Source organism: Streptomyces lincolnensis, assembly GCF_021173675.1.
In the GTDB taxonomy this organism is placed as follows: Bacteria; Actinomycetota; Actinomycetes; order Streptomycetales; family Streptomycetaceae; genus Streptomyces; species Streptomyces lincolnensis_B.
The window spans coordinates 493,528-507,822 of record NZ_JAIHON010000001.1; the positions used below are offsets into that span (position 1 = coordinate 493,528).

At 73.5% G+C, this 14,295-nt stretch carries 14 protein-coding genes and 1 pseudogene; 9 read left to right on the forward strand and 6 right to left on the reverse strand.

Translation table 11 applies throughout. From position 1 onward, the window contains the following. The first annotated feature begins 41 nt into the window (after positions 1–41). The 3 genes from K4B79_RS02135 (at position 42) to K4B79_RS02145 (ending at position 4,920) form a co-directional block, all read left to right on the forward strand. Positions 42–893, forward strand: a complete 852-nt coding sequence (locus K4B79_RS02135; RefSeq protein ID WP_232024745.1) for a helix-turn-helix transcriptional regulator — start codon at positions 42–44, stop codon at positions 891–893. Between the two features lie 142 nt (positions 894–1,035). After that, the gene (locus K4B79_RS02140) at positions 1,036–3,855 is read left to right on the forward strand and encodes an ATP-binding protein (protein ID WP_232024424.1); all 2,820 of its coding nucleotides are present in this window, start codon (positions 1,036–1,038) and stop codon (positions 3,853–3,855) included. Between the two features lie 273 nt (positions 3,856–4,128). Next, positions 4,129–4,920 (forward strand): S1 family peptidase, encoded by a 792-nt coding sequence (locus K4B79_RS02145; RefSeq protein WP_232024425.1) that lies wholly within the window; start codon positions 4,129–4,131, stop codon positions 4,918–4,920. 134 nt (positions 4,921–5,054) lie between these two features. On the opposite strand, the gene dmpI is transcribed toward K4B79_RS02145, so the two are convergent. Both dmpI and K4B79_RS02155 read right to left on the reverse strand, forming a co-directional pair. After that, a complete protein-coding gene (gene dmpI, locus K4B79_RS02150; protein WP_232024426.1) occupies positions 5,055–5,237 on the reverse strand; it encodes a 4-oxalocrotonate tautomerase DmpI in 183 nt (60 codons plus the stop codon). 109 nt (positions 5,238–5,346) lie between these two features. Continuing rightward, complete coding sequence (locus K4B79_RS02155; protein ID WP_232024427.1) at positions 5,347–6,213, reverse strand: LysR family transcriptional regulator; 867 nt, start codon at positions 6,211–6,213, stop codon at positions 5,347–5,349. Positions 6,214–6,815: 602 nt separating this feature from the next. Here K4B79_RS02155 and K4B79_RS02160 point away from each other — a divergent pair. Beyond that, the gene (locus K4B79_RS02160) at positions 6,816–7,286 is read left to right on the forward strand and encodes an FxLYD domain-containing protein (protein ID WP_232024428.1); all 471 of its coding nucleotides are present in this window, start codon (positions 6,816–6,818) and stop codon (positions 7,284–7,286) included. A gap of 39 nt (positions 7,287–7,325) precedes the next feature. Here the strand turns inward: K4B79_RS02160 and K4B79_RS02165 are convergent, their stop codons facing one another. Beyond that, positions 7,326–8,429 carry a winged helix DNA-binding domain-containing protein gene (locus K4B79_RS02165; RefSeq protein ID WP_232024429.1) on the reverse strand — a complete coding sequence of 368 codons (1,104 nt, stop codon included), beginning with the start codon at positions 8,427–8,429 and terminating at the stop codon, positions 7,326–7,328. 164 nt (positions 8,430–8,593) lie between these two features. Here K4B79_RS02165 and K4B79_RS02170 point away from each other — a divergent pair, with 164 nt between their 5' ends. From K4B79_RS02170 to K4B79_RS02180, 3 genes and pseudogenes are all read left to right on the forward strand, one after another. Further along, complete coding sequence (locus K4B79_RS02170; protein WP_232024430.1) at positions 8,594–9,748, forward strand: magnesium and cobalt transport protein CorA; 1,155 nt, start codon at positions 8,594–8,596, stop codon at positions 9,746–9,748. A 55-nt stretch (positions 9,749–9,803) separates the two neighbouring features. Further along, positions 9,804–9,959 (forward strand): annotated as a pseudogene (locus K4B79_RS02175) (AzlD domain-containing protein); the annotation flags it as partial. A 91-nt stretch (positions 9,960–10,050) separates the two neighbouring features. Continuing rightward, positions 10,051–10,779 carry an SDR family NAD(P)-dependent oxidoreductase gene (locus tag K4B79_RS02180; protein ID WP_232024746.1) on the forward strand — a complete coding sequence of 243 codons (729 nt, stop codon included), beginning with the start codon at positions 10,051–10,053 and terminating at the stop codon, positions 10,777–10,779. Positions 10,780–10,889: 110 nt separating this feature from the next. Here the strand turns inward: K4B79_RS02180 and K4B79_RS02185 are convergent, their stop codons facing one another. Next, positions 10,890–11,537: a DUF3105 domain-containing protein gene (locus K4B79_RS02185; protein WP_232024431.1), complete on the reverse strand. Its 648-nt coding sequence runs from the start codon at positions 11,535–11,537 to the stop codon at positions 10,890–10,892. A gap of 169 nt (positions 11,538–11,706) precedes the next feature. Next, positions 11,707–12,162, reverse strand: coding sequence for a hypothetical protein (locus K4B79_RS02190; RefSeq protein ID WP_232024761.1), 456 nt, complete (start codon positions 12,160–12,162; stop codon positions 11,707–11,709). A gap of 122 nt (positions 12,163–12,284) precedes the next feature. On the opposite strand from K4B79_RS02190, the gene K4B79_RS02195 reads away from it, so the two are divergent. Continuing rightward, positions 12,285–12,620: an ArsR/SmtB family transcription factor gene (locus K4B79_RS02195; RefSeq protein ID WP_232024432.1), complete on the forward strand. Its 336-nt coding sequence runs from the start codon at positions 12,285–12,287 to the stop codon at positions 12,618–12,620. Then, positions 12,620–13,369: a cation transporter gene (locus K4B79_RS02200; RefSeq protein ID WP_232024433.1), complete on the forward strand. Its 750-nt coding sequence runs from the start codon at positions 12,620–12,622 to the stop codon at positions 13,367–13,369. Before K4B79_RS02195 ends, K4B79_RS02200 begins: the two co-directional genes overlap by 1 nt. A gap of 31 nt (positions 13,370–13,400) precedes the next feature. On the opposite strand, the gene K4B79_RS02205 is transcribed toward K4B79_RS02200, so the two are convergent. After that, positions 13,401–14,291, reverse strand: a complete 891-nt coding sequence (locus K4B79_RS02205; RefSeq protein WP_232024434.1) for a phytanoyl-CoA dioxygenase family protein — start codon at positions 14,289–14,291, stop codon at positions 13,401–13,403. Positions 14,292–14,295: the final 4 nt, after the last annotated feature.

Consider the following 14,295-nt stretch of genomic DNA (forward strand, 5'->3'; position numbering starts at 1 on the left):
GGTGTGTGCCGCAGCGAAAGGGCGAGTACGTGGCAGCACAGATGTCCCCCTCGGCGGAGATCCGGAACGCGCTGGTACGGCTGCGCCGCTCGACCGGGCTCCCGGTGGCCTTCGGCGGCCTGGTGGAGCCGGGCCGCCGGCACATGCGCATCAGCGAACTCAACGGCACCGCCACGGCCGCGCTGAGCGCCCTGGCGATCACCTCCGGCTACGGCCTCGGCGGCAAGGCCGTCGCCCTCGCCCGCCCGTGCGCGGTCGCGGACTACTCCGCCTCACGGCAGATCAGCCACGAATACGACGCCGCCGTCGCCGCGGAGGGCCTGCGCTCGGTGCTGGCGGTCCCCGTCGTCGTACGACGGCGGGTGCGCGGGGTGCTCTACGGCGCCCTGCGCGACGCCCGGCCGCTCGGCGACCGCATGCTGAGCGCGGCGGTGGCGGCCGCCCGGGACGTGGAGCAGGCGCTGGTGGTGGCGGACGAGATCCGGGAGCTGCTGGCGGCCGCCCGGCCCGAGCCGGCGCCGGGCCCCCGGGAGGCGGCCGGGTGGGAGCAGGTCCGGGAGGCGCACGCGGCACTGCGGGCGCTGGCGCCGCGGATCACGGACGAGGCGCTGCGGGCCGAGCTGCTCGCCGCGTGCGGGCTGCTGGCCACGCGGCCCGGACAGCCGGGCCGGACCGGGCGCGCCGGGCCGCCGGCGGACGTACGTCTGACGGCCCGCGAGGTCGATGTGCTGGCCTGTGTGGCGGCGGGGGCCACGAACGCGGTGACCGCCGAGCGCCTGGGCGTGACCGCCGAGACGGTCAAGGGCTACCTGCGCTCGGCCATGCGCAAGCTCGGTTCCCGTACCCGTGGGGAGGCCGTCGTGGCCGCGCGTCGGGCGGGGTGGTTGCCGTAGGCCCCGCCGATCTTCCATTCATGGCGCCCCGGGCCGAATTTCCCCCCGCGACCATGTTGTTATTTCCCTCACCACCACGTTCGGCCGAATTCCAAAGCCCGTTGCCTAATATTGGCCAGGACACGACACTTGGAGGGGAGCGGTGACCCTGCGACGGGACTTCCAGGAGCCTGCCCGAAGCCGCCCCGACCTGGTCATCGGCCGGGAGGAGCTGTTCGGCGCGGCGCGCGAGCAGCTCCTCGGCGGCGGCAGCGTGCTGCTGCACGGCCCGGCCGGAATAGGAAAGTCGACGATCCTGCGGACATTGGCGGCCGATTACGCCGGCGCGGCCCGCACGGTGTTGCGCTGCTCGGCGACCGAGTCCGAATCCCACCTCCCCTTCCTGGCGCTCGCCGACCTCTTCGGACTGGTCGCCGACGAGGTGTCCGGACGGCTGCCCGCGGCCCAGCGCACCGCCCTGGAGTCGGCGCTCACCGGCCGCGGCGAGTCCACCCTCCAGCGCGACGGGCTGGCGCTGCGCCTGGCCGTGCTGTCCGTGCTGCGCGCGCTGGCCGCCGAGGGCCCCGTCCTGATCGTCGCGGACGACCAGCAGTGGCTGGACCCGGCGAGCGCGGAACTCCTCGGGTTCGCCGCCCGCCGCCTCGGCGACACGCCCGTGCAGCTGCTGTGCGCGGTGCGGACAGAGGGCCAGGAGTACGACCGACATCTACGCGCGTTGCCCCCGGACTCCCTCGCGGTCCGGCTCAACCCGCTCTCCCGCACCCAGGTGTCGGAGCTGCTGACCCACCGCGGCTACACCGGCCTGCCCCGCTCCACCGTCCGGGACATCCACCGCACCAGCGGCGGCAACCCGCTGTTCGCCCTGGAACTGGGCCGCGCGCTGGCCGAGAACCCGACCCCGCCCCGGCCGGGCGAGCCGCTGCACGTGCCCACCTCGCTGCGGGCCCTGGTGCTCAAACGGCTGGACATGCTGTCGGACGAGGCGCGCCGCACCCTGCTGGTGGCGAGCGCCGGCGCCCGCCCCACCCTCGCCCTGCTGCACGAGGCGGGCCGGAAGAACGCCGAGGCGGAGACCGCCCAGGCGGCGGCGCTCGGGCTGCTGGCGACGGAGCCGGAGGGGCCCGCCGTACGCTTCGCGCACCCGCTGATCTCGGCCGCGCTGTACGCGGAGGCCCCGGCCCAGGAACGGCGGGCCGCGCACGCCGCGCTGTCCACCGCGGCCTCGGACCCCATCGAGCGCGCCCGGCACCTGGCGCTGGCGACCACCGGCACGGATCCGGAGGTGGCGGCGCGGCTCGCCGAGGCGGCGGCGCTGGCCCGGGACCGCGGGGCGCCGTCGGTGGCCGCGCAGCTCGGGCTGCTGGCCGCCCGGCACACCCCGGCCGACAGCGTGCCGGGCTCCGACGAGCGCCGGTTGCAGGCCGCCACGGACGCGATCACCGCCGGTGAGATGGATCTCGCCCGGGACATCGCCCGCGAGGTGCTCACCCGGGCCAGCGTGCCCGCCGAGCGGGTGCGGGCCTGGATCATGGTGATCGAGTCGGCCGGACACGCGCTCGGCGACGTCGACGCCGTCTTCCCGCAGGCCCTGGCCGACGCCGGTGACGACCCGGGACTGCTCGCCCTGGTCCACTACCAGCTGGCCTGGCGCGGTCTGGTCGTGGAGGGCGACTTCGCGGAGGGCCGGGAGAAGGCGGCGCACGCCGCCGAACTGGCCGCCCGGGCCGGCGACCGGCGCACCGAGCTGCTGGCGCTGGCCTTCCAGGCCCAGACCGAGACCCTGATGGGCCACCCCGACGCCCCCGTGACGATAGAGCGGGCGCTCCAGGAGCCCCAGGACCCGCAGGTGGCCTGCCACCACAACGGACCGGGCCTGGCCCGCTTCCGCTGGCTCCAGATGAGCGACCAGCTGGCCGAGGCCCGCACCGCCGTCACCGCGCTGCTGCGCGAGGTGCGCAGACGCGGCATGGTCGAGAGCGAGGTGCACTTCCTGCGCCTGCTCGCCGAGACCGAACTGCGCTCCGGACACTGCGGGCGGGCCCTGGACCTGGCCCGCGAGAGCCTCCGGCTGGCCCGGGACTCCGGGATCGGGGAGGTCGCCTCGGCGCTGCTCACCTCGTTCGCGGAGGCGGCCGGCGGCGATGTGAACCGGGCGCTGACGCTGGCCCAGGAGGCGGTGGAGCACGCCGAGGGCATCAGCGACCAGATGTACGTCTCGCGCGCCCTGGCCGCGCTCGGCCACGCCCAGCTGGTGGCCGGGGACGCGCCGGGCACGGTCCGGTCGCTGCGCCGGGTGCGGGAGCTGGAGCAGGGGCTCGGCATCACCGACCCGGCCCGCGGCCGCTGGCACGGCGACCTCGCCGAGGCCCTCGTCAGGACCGGTGAGATCACCGAGGCGCAGGACCTCATCGCGCAGAGCCGCGAGCAGGCGCTGCGGCTGGGCCGCGACGGCATGCTCGCCGTGCTGGACCGGGCCGAGGCGCTGGTCCGTGCCGCGCGCGGCGAACACCAGGCGGCCATGGGCCAGTTGACGTCGGTACAGGACCGGCTCGGCAAACTGGGCTACGGCCTGGAGGAGGCCCGGGCCGCCTTCGCGCTGGCCCGCCTGCGCACCCGGCGGCCGGGTCCGACGTCGTACGACGAGGCCGCGCGGCTGTTCCGGCGCTGCCGGGCGCTGCCCTGGCTGCGGCAGGTGGAGGCGGCCGCCGTCCCGGCGCCGGTGGAGCCCGCCGTCGACCCCTCCCCCGCGCTCGACACCCTCGACGCGCTGGCCGGGCTCGCGGCGATGGAACGTCAGGTGGCCGCGCTGGTCATGGAGGGCGCGACCAACCGGGAGATAGCCGCCCGTCTGTTCATCAGCGTCAAGACGGTCGAGGCGACGCTCACGAGGGTCTACCGGAAACTGGGGATCCGATCGCGGGTCGACATCGTCAGACTGGCGGCGGGCCGCCGTACCCAGTGAGTCCCGGCCCGGGTCGCGTCCGGCCCGGTCCCCGGACTCCGGAGTCCCGTGTGTTTCCGGCAGGTTACTCCTGCTCACACGGGGTTTGACGGCGGCCGACCGAGGGTTTTCCCTGCCCAACTCCCTTAGGGGGTTCCCTCATTGGGAGGGGGAACTGCCGCGTTCTAGCTTATGAACGTGCCGCTCGCCCGGTCACACGGGGGTCGGTCCCGCGACCCCCGTGCACAACCCCACCCGCGCGTCCCCCACCGGCAACCCCCACCGAGGAGACCCATGTTCGGGCTCAACCGCGCCAAGAAGACCGCCGCCGTCCTGGCCGCCACCGCTGCCGCCGCCACGACCGCGCTGGTCGGCGCACCCTCCGCCGTCGCCGCTCCCCAGCCCATCGTCGGCGGTACCACCACGACGACGACCGCGTACCCGTTCATGATGCAGATCACGGACGCCTCGCAGAACCAGTTCTGCGGCGGCACCCTGGTCTCGCCCACCAAGGTCGTCACCGCTGCCCACTGCATGGTCGGCGAGACCACCAGCAGTGTCAGAGTCGTCGGCGGGCGCACCTACCTCAACGGCACGAACGGCACGGTCGCCCAGGTCAGCAGGATCTGGATCCACCCGAGCTACACGGACGTCACCAACGGCGACGACGTGGCCGTGCTGACCCTGTCCACGTCGATGCCGTACACCACGGCCTCGTACGTCTCCTCCTCCCAGACCGGCGTGTACGCGGCCGGCACCACGGCCCGCATCCTCGGCTGGGGCACCACCTCCTCGGGCGGCAGCTCCTCCAACCAGCTGCGCACGGCGACCGTTCCGACCGTGTCGAACACCAGCTGTGCCAGTTCCTACGGCTCCGACTTCATCGCGAGCGACATGGTCTGCGCCGGATACACCTCCGGCGGCACCGACACCTGCCAGGGCGACAGCGGCGGTCCCCTGCTCATCGGGGGCGTCCTGGCAGGGATCACTTCTTGGGGCGAAGGCTGCGCTGCGGCCGGTTACCCGGGCATCTACACCCGGCTGACCACCTTCTCCAGCCAGGTGACCACCCAGGTCAACTCCTAGTCCCAGAAGATCTCCTGAGTATCTCTCAGGTGAGTAACCAGGGGGCGTTGCGGGCCTCCACGAGCGGCCCGCAACGCCCCCTGTCCATGTGGTCCATGTGGTCCATGTGTTCTCCCCGGGCGCCCGCGTCCGGGCTACTTGTCCGCGGTGAGCTTTCCCTCGGCGCCCCAGCTGTCGGCGGGGACCTCGTGGATCCAGACCTGGACGGTCTCGGCGGGGATGCGGTACGCGTCGACGAAGGCGTCGGTGACGCGCTTGACGAGCTCGCGCTTGAGCTCGATGTCGCGCGGGCCCTGCTGGACGGTCACGATCGGCATGGCTGAACTCCCTTGCTCGCTGCGCCCGTCGGTCGGGCGGTCGCGTTCGGTGGGTCCAGTCCAGCGCGTGGCGGGTCCGCGACCAAGAAGCAGTCCGCGACCGCAGCGATCAGTTCTCGTGATCGGCGCAGGCCAGCAACAGGGTGTCCAGATGCGGCGGGGTGGCCGAGGCGGGCACGGCCAGTCCCGTCGACAGGGCGAGACCGGGTGCCCGGAACGGTACGAAGGCCACGCGGGGGCTGCGCAGCACGCGCGCGTGGGAGGCGTAGACGACCGTCCACAGGGGGCGGGTACCGATGGTGGCGAGGGTGTCCTGGAGCGAGCTGTTGGCCGGGCCCGGCAGGGGTTCGAAGCCCGCCTCCCGGCAGGCACCGACGACCAGGTCCACGAGGGCGGGGTTGGCACGCCGCTCCGTGAGGGTCAGCGGGAGTCCGGCGAGGTCCCCTACACCGATCTCCGTCCGGGCGGCGAGCGGGTGCGTGGCCGGGAGGGCGACCACCAGGGGGTCGGGCCACAGGGGCAGCACCCGGACGCCCTGCACCGGTTCGACGCCCCGGACGAACGCGGCGTCCAGCCGCCCGCCCGCGACCCGGGCCAGCCGCTCGGCGACCGGCAGGGAGTGCAGTTCCACGGACACGCCGGGCGCGCGCCGCGCGAACGCGGCCAGCACGCGGTCCAGATGCTCCCCGAGCCCGGTGCTCGTCCCGATCCTCAGCCCCGGCGGCGGGGCGACGGCGGCACGGGCCCGGTCGACCGCCGCCAGCACGGCCCGCGCCTCGGGCAGCAGCCGCTCGCCCGCCGCGGTGAGCCGCACGTGGCGTGAGGAGCGGTCGAAGAGTTCGGCGCCCAGCTCCCGCTCCAGCCGCCGGATCTGCTGGCTGACCCCGGACTGCACGATGTGCAGCCGCTCGGCCGCCCGCCCGAAGTGCAGTTCCTCGGCGACGGTCACGAAGTAGGTGAGCTGCCGCAGTTCCATGACCGGACTGTAGAGCCCCGCCGCCCGGACCCGCTCACCGGCCGGGGACCCCCGGTGTCCGCGGGGCGCCCCGGACGCTTACCGTGTCCCTCTCAAGCACGAGGATCGTGGGGGGTCGCATGTCGTACGGGTATCCGGGACCGGAGAGACAGCCGGGCGGGCAGGCGGGCGGACCGGCTGACGGGTGGCCGGGTGGGCAGGCCGGGGATCAGCCGGGCGGGCAGGCCGGGGATCAGCCGGGCGGGCAGCCCGCGGACCGGGTGGCCGGGCAGCCCGAGGGGCGGCCGGGGGAGGCCGGGAGCCGGGCTGGAGTGCCCGGGAGCGAGCCTGGAGGACCGGAGGTTCCGCCGGTCGCACCACCGGTCGTACCGCCGGCCCCGCCGGTTCCGCCGTCGCTCGCACCGTCGGCCGCCCCGCCGGTTCCGCCGCAGTCGCAGTGGCAGGCGCCGGGAGCGGAATGGCAGGCGCCGGGGCCCGAGTGGCAGCAGCAACCGCCGCCTCCGCCGGGCTACGGATACCCCGGGCCGGGATGGGGCGGTCCCCCGCCCCCGCCGCCCCGGAAGAGCAACACGGGCCTGATCGTCGGCCTCAGTATCGCCGGCGTGGTCGTGCTCCTGCTCATCGCGGCCGGCGTGGTCGGTGTCATGGCCGTCAACGACGCCACCAAGGACGGCGGCCCGCTGGCCGACGCCACGGCCTCGGCCCCGGCGCAGAGCGACGAGCCGTATGACGAGCCGAGCGCCGAGGAGAGTCCCGCCGCGGAGGAGCCGACGGACGAGCCGTCCGACGCGTCCGGCCCCGAGGGCGATGTGAAGATCACCCAGTGCGAGGTGGACTCGCTGACGACCTGGGCGTCGGCCGAGGTCGCGATCACGAACAGCACGGAACAGACGGCGAGTTACATCGTGAGCGTCGAGTTCGTCGACCCGTCGGGCAAGCGGGTCGGTGACGCGCTGGCGGCCACGGAGAACCTGGCGCCCGGCCAGAAGGCGGAGGAGACCGCACAGGGCCTGGACACGATCAAGGGCGAGATCGACTGCAAGGTGACCGAGGTGACGCGGTACGAGCAGTAGGCGGCGGGCGCCCGCTCCCGGGCGGGCTTCGGCGCGGTCCTACCGAAGGACGGTACCAAAGCGGATGTCGTACGACGACCCGGGGTGCATGACCTTCAGCATGCGCTGCCCCTCCTCGGTGACCTCGCCGCGCTGCTCCTTGGTGAGGCGGGCGAAGGGCTCCACGACGAGGGCGTCGCTCTCCAGCCTCCACACGCCGGCCAGGAATCCGTCGACGAGGAGGGCGCTGTGGGCCTGGTTGCCCTGCCAGGTGCGACCCCAGTGCTCCGGCGGGACCACGCGGGTGCGGTCGGCGTGGGAGAGCAGGAGGTTGTCGAACTCGGGCAGGAAGCGGGGCGGGGCCGGGGTGTCCGGGTCGGGGCGGGGAGCGTCCGGGAGGTCGAAGAGCTCGACGCCCTTGTCGTCCCGGAAGGTGACCAGGCGCGGGCGCAGGCGTTCGAAGGCGTCGCGCAGGCGGGTCAGCCCTGCCCAGGTCTGCATGTCCTTGACGGAGGCCGGGCCGAAGGCGGCGAGGTAGCGCAGGACGGTGGCGTCGGGCGCGGGTGCCGGTTCGGCGGGGCGCCCGAGCCAGTGCTCGGCGGTGGTCAGCGCGACCTGGCCGCTCCTGCCCCACAGTCCGCGCGGGGTGACCTGGACGAGCGGCAGCGTGCAGCGGGCGGCGACCGCGAGGGACTGCGGGTCGGCGTCCGGCCACTCGACGGACAGCGCCTCGCGCAGCTGCTTCATGGTGCGTGGCTCGGCCTCGACGAGGTCACGGGCCAGCCGGGCGAGCCGGTCCAGGTCGACGCCCTCAAGCCCCTTGCGGAAGACGGTGAGTTCGCGGTCGCGGGCGGGCTGCACCAGCGGGCGCAGAGTGAGGCAGTCGTCGGCGGTGTGGGTGTGGATGGTCGAGCGCAGGGTGACGATGCGGACGACCCGCCGGCCGGCCATCGACGCGGACAGCTCCTCGGGGTCGAAGCCGTCGAGGCGGGCGGCGAGGGCGTAGTACGGCGGCTTCACGTTCTGCGCCTGGAGGCCGACGAGGTGCTCGACGGCCTGCTCGGCGGTCAGGGCCGTACGGCGCAGGAGCAGCTGGCGGTCGAGGGTCGCGCGGTTGAGGGCGCGGACACCGAGCACGGGGGCCGTGGAGGTCGTCTTCGTCATACCGGGCACGCTAACGGCGATCGCGGACACCTTCGGTCCTCAACTCTCACGGAATCCCGGACAGCCGTCCACTCGCCCGCCGTTTGCCCCGTATATCCTGCCCGGTGATCACGCGGACCCCTTCGGATCCCGCAGACGTCGGCTCGACCCGAGAGGCCGCCACGATGTCCGAGCGACGCGCCCGCCCCGACGCGAAGAACTCCCGGAAGTCCGCCTGGCGCCGCGCCCTGACCCCACCGACGGCGCCACCGGCCGAACCGCCGACGCCCGCCGAGTCGCCCGCCCCGGAAGCGGAACCGGAGAGCATCGTCCAGGCGGCCCTGTACCGCGACGGCATCCGCGTCTCGACCCCCGCCACCCTCGCCGAGACCTACCGCGAACTGCACGAGCAGCCCTCCGGCATGGCCTGGATCGGCCTGGCCCGCCCCACCGAGAACCAACTCCTCTCCCTGGCCTCGGAGTTCGACCTCCACCCCCTCGCCGTCGAGGACGCGATGGAGGCCCACCAGCGTCCCAAGCTGGAGCGCTACGGCGAGACCCTCTTCGTCGTCCTGCGCGCCGCCCGCTACCTCGACGCCCCGGAGGAGGTCGACTTCGGCGAACTCCACGTCTTCGTCGGCCCCGACTTCGTCATCACCGTCCGGCACGGCGCGGCCCCGGACCTGTCGGCGGTCCGCCACCGCATGGAGGGCTCACCGGACCTGCTGAAACTGGGCCCGGAGGCGGTCCTCTACGCCATCCTCGACGCCGTGGTCGACGGCTACGCCCCGGTCGTCGCCGGCGTCCAGAACGACATCGACGAGATCGAGACCGAGGTCTTCCGCGGCGACCCCGAGGTCTCCCGCCGCATCTACGAACTCTCCCGCGAAATGGTCGAGTTCCAGCGCGCCACCCGCCCCCTCGTCGGCATGCTGCACGCCCTCATGGCCGGCTTCGCCAAATACCGCACGGACGAGGAACTGCAACGCTATCTCCGCGACGTCGCCGACCACGTCACCCACACCAGCGAGCGCGTCGACGGCTTCCGCCAGGCCCTCGCCGACATCCTCACCGTCAACGCCACCCTCGTCACCCAACAACAGAACGCGGAGATGCGCGCCCTGGCCGAAGCGGGCTTCGAGCAGAACGAGGAGATCAAGAAGATCTCCTCCTGGGCGGCGATCCTCTTCGCCCCCACACTCGTCGGCACGATCTACGGCATGAACTTCGAGGACATGCCCGAACTGGGCTGGAGCTTCGGCTACCCCTTCGCGATCGGCCTGATGGGAGTCGTCTGCGTCAGCCTGTACGTGATCTTCAAGCGACGGGACTGGCTGTGAGCGATCGCCACGAGAAGGGTCGCAGGGGCACGGGAGCGAACTCACCTGGAGCCGGCGCGACCTGCCCGTCACCCACTCGCGGGTCCTGGCCCCGGCGGCCGCCCTCACCGTCACCGTCGGGCTCCATCTGTGGCGCCGAAACGCCCTGTTGAGCATCCTCGTCGGCACGGCCGTCCACGTGGCGTTGGCCGGCGTCGTCTTCGTGTCCTGAGCGCCGGGAAAGGTACCGTCGAGGCCTGGCCGGACCGGGGCGCATCGGCGCGAGGGGGTTCCTGGCACGCGAGGGAGAGGCGGGTGTGATCGTGAGTCGGATCCTGGTGACCGGTTCCGCGGACGGCCTGGGACGGGCCGCGGCGGACGCGCTGCTGTCCGCCGGGCACGAGGTGGTGGTGCACGCGCGGAACCAGGAACGCGCGGCGGGCCTCGACGCGTTGTGCGAGCGTGGGGCGCGCCTCGTCGTGGGCGACTTCGCCGAGCGGGACGCCGTACGACGTGTCGCCGCCGAGCTGAACGACGGCAAGCCGCTCGACGCGGTCGTCCACAACGCCGGGGTGTGGAGCGGGCCGGCCGTCATGCCGGTCAACGTCATCGCGCCGTACCTGCTCACGGCTCTGCTGCGCGGGCCGCGCCGGCTGGTGTACCTGAGCAGCGGCTCGCATCTCGGCGGGCGCCCCTCGCTGGACGGGGTCGACTGGCGGGGCGCGAAGGCGGGGTCCTACGCCGACAGCAAGCTGTTCGTCACGGCGCTCGCGGCCGCGGTGGCACGGCTGCGCCCCGGCGTACTGAGCAACGCCGTCGATCCGGGCTGGGTTCCGACGAGGATGGGCGGCCCGAACGCGCCGGACGACCTCGAACTCGGCCACCGCACCCAGGAGTGGCTCGCCTCCAGCGACGATCCCCAGGCCCTGACCACCGGCGGCTACTGGTACCACCGCGAGCGGCTGGACCCGCACCCCTCCGTCCACGACGAGGACTTCCAGGACCGCCTCCTCCGGGCACTGGCGGAGGAGACGGGCACCGAGCTGCTCTGAACGGCCTGACCGGCCTGAACGCCCTGACAGGGGCGCTGATCGCCGATCGCCGGCCGGTCGGGTACGCGAGAGGCGCCCCGGTGGCCGGCGATGCGCCGTACCGTCTCGTCTCAGGCCGACTTCCCTCCCGTGCACGCCGCGCCCGGCTCCGGCGTCTGGTCGCCCTGGACGTACTTGGTGAGGAACGCGTTCACACGCGGGTCCGAGGCGGAGTTGACGTTCAGCTGCTTGCCCCAGGCCGACAGGGTGATCGGGGAGGACTGGTCGGCGTAGGGGCTCATGAGGGTGTACGGCGTCCCCTGGACCTTGTCCTTCAGGGCGCTGACGTCGGTGTCCGCGGCCTTGTCGTTGTAGGTGATCCAGACGGCGCCGTGTTCGAGGGAGTGGACGGCGTTGACCTCGGCTATCTCCTGGTCGTAGACGTCGCCGTTGCAGTTCATCCAGACCTGGTGGTGGTCCCCGCCGACCGCCGGGGACATCTTGTAGTCGACCGGCGTGGTGACGTGGTTCTGGCCGAGGTCCTTGAAGCTTCGCTCGCCCTTGATCGGGGCGGCGGCCGCGCGTTCCTCGGCCGCGTTCTCGGCCTGGCTGCGGTCCACGAGGTACCAGCCGCCGCCGATCACACCGGCGACGATGACCCCGCTGCACACCCAGGTGATCATGCGGTTGCGGCGCTCGCGGGCCTCCTGGGCGCGGCGCATCTCTTCGACCTTGGCGCGGCGTTCGGCGCGCTGGGCCTTGGTTCGGGACGATCCCATGGCATGTCCTTGTCCCCACCGTGCGGGCGACGGCGCGCCGGAGCGGTGGTGCGGTGGTGCGGTGGTGCGGTTCGGGTGGTGGCGTCCGGCGCGCTCGCGGATGCGGCGGCGGGACGGGGCGGCGGGCACGGCGGCGCGCGAGGGCACGCGGCCGTGCGGTCGGCCGCTCCTAGATCCGCTGGACCTGGAGTTGGTGGATGCCGGGGGTGCGGGCGAGATCGGGCGGTGCGCCTCGAACGGGCGGTGCGCCGGGCGTGCCGAGGGTGGACACGTCCACGGCACGGGGGCAGGGCGCCGGCAGGGGCGAGGCGGTGTTCGCGGCGGCTCCGGTGGTGGAGCGGCCGTGGGTGTCGCCGGGCCCGTGCTCGGTGTTGGGGCAGGTGCGGTCGGCCTCCACGGCCGCGACGGCGCGGGCTCCGGCGCCGGCAGCAGCGAGGACGGACGGTTCTGCCGTCGTCCCGCCGGCGGAGACCGAGGCGCCCGGCGGCGGGGAGGTCTCGGCGGAGGTGTGGGTGCAGATCGGCAGCACCCACATCAGGACGGCGAGCAGCGCGGCCCAGCGCAGCACGACGAACGGGGCCGTGTCTCCCGCCCCGCCCCGCGGTCCCTGGCGCCGGTTGTTCATCGCGGCAGATCGTAACCAACGGCGCGGCGGGGACGGGACGGGGCCCGGACAGTCGATGGTCCATGGCTCATGATTAATGGTTCATGGTTTCCTGAATTCAAGGTTCTGCGTATCGTCGGGGTGTGCTGACCCTCGCCTCCGACATCGACGCCCTGGCCCGTTTCGGCCGCGCGCTCGCCGACCCGATCCGCTGTCGCATCCTGCTCGCGCTGCGCGATGCCCCGGCCCATCCGGCCGACCTCGCCGACAGGTTGGAGATCTCCCGTACCCGGCTCTCCAACCACCTCGCCTGCCTGCGCGACTGCGGGATCGTCGTCGCCGTCCCCGAGGGCCGCCGGGTGCGGTACGAACTGGCCGACCCCCGCCTCGGACACGCCCTGGACGACCTGCGCGGGGCCGTCCTCGCCGTCGAGGCCGACCGCAGCTGCGCGGACGCGGAAGAGAAGGGCTGCTGCTGATGACGGCCGTGCCCCTCGGTCCCGCGCCGCACCGCCAGTCCCAACTGGCGGGGCGCATACGTCTGTTGGTCGCCGCCACCATCGCCTACAACGTCGTCGAGGCGGTCGTCGCGATCGCCGCGGGGGCCATCGCCTCCTCCACCGCCCTGATCGGCTTCGGCCTCGACTCGGTCGTCGAGGTCTCCTCGGCGGCCGCGGTCGCCTGGCAGTTCTCGGCGCGTGAGCATGCCGTACGGGAGGCACGGGAGAGGACCGCGCTGCGGATCATCGCGGTCTCCTTCTTCGCGCTGGCCGCCTATGTCACCGTCGACGCCGTCCGGGCCCTGACCGGCGCCGGGGAGGCCCGGCACTCCACGGTCGGCATCGTGCTCGCCGCGCTCTCGCTCGTGGTCATGCCGTTCCTGTCCGCCGCCCAGCGCCGTGCCGGACGCGAACTGGGTTCGGCGTCGGCTGTCGCCGACTCCAAGCAGACCCTGCTGTGCACCTATCTGTCGGCCGTCCTGCTCGTCGGCCTGCTGGCCAACTCCCTGTTCGGCTGGAGCTGGGCCGACCCGATCGCCGCCCTGGTGATCGCCGCCGTGGCGGTGAAGGAGGGGCGGGAGGCATGGCGGGGGGACGGCTGCTGCGCCGTGCCGGTGTCCGCGGGGTCTGCGGTGACCACCGGGGTCACCGAGACCACCGACGTCACGGGAGTCACAGGAGCTATAAAAGCCACTGACCGGGATTCGCACGGCTGCTCCTGCTGCTGACCTCCGTACGGGCGGCGCCCGCCACGGGCCTTCAGGAGACGGGATCCAGCAGGCGCTTGGGGTGCATCCCGTCGACCATGCCGAGGAAGGGCGGGTGGATGCTGTAGCCGAGCATCCGGCGGATGTCCTCGGACACCGCACGGACCGTGTCGCGGGTGGTGGACAGCGTGAACGCCTCCTGCGGCCGGAGCCAGGGCTCGCAGTACTGGGCCGTGACCGCCAGGCGGGCGTCGGCGGAGGTGTTGGCACCGCCCCCGTGCCACAGGGTGCCGACGAAGAAGACGCAGGAGCCGGGCGGCATGACGGCCTTCACGCGGGTGTCGCCGTCGGCCGGTCGCCGGCCGTCGCCCCAGTGGTGGCTGCCCGGCAGGACCACGGTGGCGCCGTTCTCCTCGGTGAAGGCGTCGATGGCCCACACGGTGGCCGCGCCCAGCGCCGGCCGCGGGCGGGGGACCGGGTACATGCCGTCGTCGTGGTGGAGCAGTTGGGCGTCCTCGCCGGGGAGGATGTTGATGACCTGGAGCTGCGAGAGCAGGTGGTTGGGCATCAGCAGCCGGTCCAGCAGGGCCAGCACCCGCGGGTGGTCGACCAGGCGGTCGCAGGCCCGGGTCTTGTCCAGAACGCTGTAGAGGCGCTGGGTGGCCCGGCCCTCGAAGGTGTTGCGGCCGGTGTGGTCCAGCAGGGGCGTCACGGCGGCCCGGACGTCCTCGCACTCGGACTCGGTGAGCAGGTCGCGCAGGATGACGTAGCCGTCGCGTTCGAGGGCGGCGAGGTCGGCGTCGACGGTCGCGGCGGGGACGGCGGCGCCGCCGCTCGCCGTGGCCCGGTGACGTCGGGCCAGGTCGGCGTGGAGGCCGTCGAGCGAGTCGATGGTGTCGACCCGGGCGGGACCGGGGTCAGGAGCGTCGGACGTGCGGGACATGGGG

Coding starts and splice junctions, on each gene's coding strand:
- K4B79_RS02135 (WP_232024745.1), top strand. CDS start 42: ATGTCCCCCTCGGCGGAGATCCGGAACGCGCTGGTACGGCTGCGCCGC.
- K4B79_RS02145 (WP_232024425.1), top strand. CDS start 4,129: ATGTTCGGGCTCAACCGCGCCAAGAAGACCGCCGCCGTCCTGGCCGCC.
- dmpI (WP_232024426.1), bottom strand. CDS start 5,237: ATGCCGATCGTGACCGTCCAGCAGGGCCCGCGCGACATCGAGCTCAAG.
- K4B79_RS02155 (WP_232024427.1), bottom strand. CDS start 6,213: ATGGAACTGCGGCAGCTCACCTACTTCGTGACCGTCGCCGAGGAACTG.
- K4B79_RS02165 (WP_232024429.1), bottom strand. CDS start 8,429: ATGACGAAGACGACCTCCACGGCCCCCGTGCTCGGTGTCCGCGCCCTC.
- K4B79_RS02170 (WP_232024430.1), top strand. CDS start 8,594: ATGTCCGAGCGACGCGCCCGCCCCGACGCGAAGAACTCCCGGAAGTCC.
- K4B79_RS02185 (WP_232024431.1), bottom strand. CDS start 11,537: ATGGGATCGTCCCGAACCAAGGCCCAGCGCGCCGAACGCCGCGCCAAG.
- K4B79_RS02190 (WP_232024761.1), bottom strand. CDS start 12,162: ATGAACAACCGGCGCCAGGGACCGCGGGGCGGGGCGGGAGACACGGCC.
- K4B79_RS02200 (WP_232024433.1), top strand. CDS start 12,620: ATGACGGCCGTGCCCCTCGGTCCCGCGCCGCACCGCCAGTCCCAACTG.
- K4B79_RS02205 (WP_232024434.1), bottom strand. CDS start 14,291: ATGTCCCGCACGTCCGACGCTCCTGACCCCGGTCCCGCCCGGGTCGAC.